At 31.4% G+C, this 2,242-nt stretch carries 5 protein-coding genes; all 5 read left to right on the forward strand.

What is annotated here, in order from left to right:
* The first annotated feature begins 298 nt into the window (after nucleotides 1–298).
* Nucleotides 299–499, forward strand: a complete 201-nt coding sequence (locus LLF98_RS06435; RefSeq protein ID WP_291702014.1) for a hypothetical protein — start codon at nucleotides 299–301, stop codon at nucleotides 497–499.
* Nucleotides 492–773 carry a hypothetical protein gene (locus tag LLF98_RS06440; RefSeq protein WP_291702016.1) on the forward strand — a complete coding sequence of 94 codons (282 nt, stop codon included), beginning with the start codon at nucleotides 492–494 and terminating at the stop codon, nucleotides 771–773. Before LLF98_RS06435 ends, LLF98_RS06440 begins: the two co-directional genes overlap by 8 nt.
* Before the next feature lie 341 nt (nucleotides 774–1,114).
* On the forward strand, nucleotides 1,115–1,405 hold the full coding sequence (locus LLF98_RS06445; protein ID WP_291702019.1) for a hypothetical protein: 291 nt from the start codon (nucleotides 1,115–1,117) through the stop codon (nucleotides 1,403–1,405).
* 138 nt (nucleotides 1,406–1,543) lie between these two features.
* Entirely contained in the window at nucleotides 1,544–1,891 is a 348-nt protein-coding gene (locus LLF98_RS06450; RefSeq protein ID WP_291702021.1) for a hypothetical protein, read from the forward strand.
* Nucleotides 1,892–1,939: 48 nt separating this feature from the next.
* The coding region (locus tag LLF98_RS06455) for a hypothetical protein (RefSeq protein WP_291702023.1) at nucleotides 1,940–2,242 on the forward strand (303 nt) is incomplete at its 3' end.

Raw genomic sequence — 2,242 nt, forward strand, 5'->3', positions numbered from 1 at the left:
GTTATGTTTTTATTATTATTACTCCGTAGCCTTAGCGGAGGAGTAATATTACTAAACAATAACTAACTAATTAATAATATATTATATATTAACTATTGTTAATTAAGAGATAAGTTATTAATATAATACCACACTTTTTATACTTGTCAAGAGTAAATTTCTCTGAAAAAATAGTACTTAAGTACTATAAATTAGCTAAAATTGCCTCTTGACAAGTGTAAAAAATGTGATATACTCTGATTTAAAGAGATAAGGAAAACTGAATATTTTAGGAGATAAGTTACTGAAAATAGGTTATATGATATACCTATCTGACAAAACACCTCTGGAAGATAGGTTAAAATTAGTAATTAGGCATTATATCAGAAAAACGGGACACGCGCCAGAGTTTATTGTGCTGAATGATAAAGTAGAATTTGCTGATAAATTTGATGGTGTTGATATTTTGAAGCGTTCATGGATTATGAAAAATAACTTTTGGGTAGGTGTATATGGATGATGAAAAAGAAGTATTAAAAACTAGCAAAGAATTTCAAGAATTTTTCCCTGGAATTAAAGTTATAAGCCCTGAGGGCTGGCATAAAGACGCTAGGTTTAATTACGAGTGGAACGAAGAATTAATTACGTTAGAGGAGTATTTTCAAAGAGCATTAAATTCCAAAATTCAACTTATAGACCATCCAAATAATGCGCCTTTTTTATATTGGGCAAGAAAGAGAATGATACATGACTCACTGGTTTTTAGTTTGGCTAATAGTCGCGAGCGACCTTAAGTGGTGCAGGTTTCAAAATCCTTAAAAGGCGACTTTAGAAGGGCATTCTGAACAAAATGCAGTAAAAACTAATTTAATTCAAATTCATCACAGTATCTAGTAATTGCTGAACTTTAAAATTTTGCGACTGCCTGTGGCGCACAAACACGTGCAGATGTGAGAGGAAATACAAATGTTTTGTTCAGGATGCCCAAAATCATAAAATAAAAATTAAATTAGGCGTTTTTATTAGAAAAATGTAAAAATAAATCTAAAATATAACTAACACGGTGTTAGAATATAAAAATAAACAAAAAACTAAAATTTATAAATTTTATATGTTTAATAAGGAGGATTACATCATGTTAAAACCTATTGAACATCAAGACATAATTAATAAAATAATTTCTTTTATAAATACATGGAACGAAGAATCCAGCAGAAAGATTTATTACATAATCAGAAATATTCATACGGGGGAGATATATTCAATAGAGCAAACCACATCGGACGCTCAAATGAGTTTGCGAGTAATAATTGACGAAAAGAATTTATCATACTGCGATTTACGAGTAGATGGAATAAAAATAGAAATGGAAAATGTATTTATGGGAGAAAGTCAACCTTCTTGGTATCAATCAGTATATTCTTAGGAATAAATAGTCTCTTGACATGTATACTAATGTTGTGTATAATATAGGCACTTCGCTAAAGTGCAGTTTGTATTAAGTAACACAGTGTCAATTGAAAAGCAAGAAATTTAAATTTTATAAATTTACGGAGAAAGAAAAATGGGTAAAGCCAAGTTTAAACTATCCACTCATCGTTTAGAGCAGTTGTTAGGACTGCCTTATACAGCAAGGATAACTGATGTTATTCAGATTGATAGCGAATATTGTCCAAAAGACATTATAATCTATGTTGAACACACTGATTTTCCAGAAAATTCGGAAGCCATGGAAATATTTCCTGTTTGGAATGACGTTACTAGAAAAGAGTTTATGGGGTGGGGTATTCTAACGACATCTGAAGGCACTGATAATAGATATCACTCGATAATGCAATTTGTGTGGGTAGATGGAGAAGAAAAATTGACTCTTGACAAATGCACACATGCTGTGTATAATATAAATAGTTGACAAATATACTACAATACAAAAATAAACAGTTATAAAGAAAGGGATAAAATGTCGAGACAGCTTATAACAATTACAGAAGCATTAGCGGAGATTCCTACAATTTCTAAACGTATAGAAAAAAAGCAGGAATTTATTAAGTCATACTTATTTAGACAGTCTGCCGTGCGTGACCCCCATGAAAAGGATGGAGGTTCTTCCGTTCTTATTCAGAGAGAATTACAAGGCATTAAAGATTTACAACAGCGCATAATTGATATTCGTTCTGCTATTCAAGAAGCCAATGCAAAACATGAAATCACTATTGAAGGAGTAACTAGAACTATTGCGGATTGGCTAACTTGGCGAAGGGAG

The sequence above is a fragment of the Clostridium sp. genome, from assembly GCF_021372645.1.
Taxonomy (GTDB): domain Bacteria; phylum Bacillota; class Clostridia; order Clostridiales; family Clostridiaceae; genus Clostridium.

What these genes read in the sequence shown, in the direction of transcription:
- LLF98_RS06440 (WP_291702016.1), top strand. Translation starts at nt 492, where the DNA reads ATGGATGATGAAAAAGAAGTATTAAAAACTAGCAAAGAATTTCAAGAA.
- LLF98_RS06435 (WP_291702014.1), top strand. Translation starts at nt 299, where the DNA reads ATGATATACCTATCTGACAAAACACCTCTGGAAGATAGGTTAAAATTA.
- LLF98_RS06445 (WP_291702019.1), top strand. Translation starts at nt 1,115, where the DNA reads ATGTTAAAACCTATTGAACATCAAGACATAATTAATAAAATAATTTCT.
- LLF98_RS06450 (WP_291702021.1), top strand. Translation starts at nt 1,544, where the DNA reads ATGGGTAAAGCCAAGTTTAAACTATCCACTCATCGTTTAGAGCAGTTG.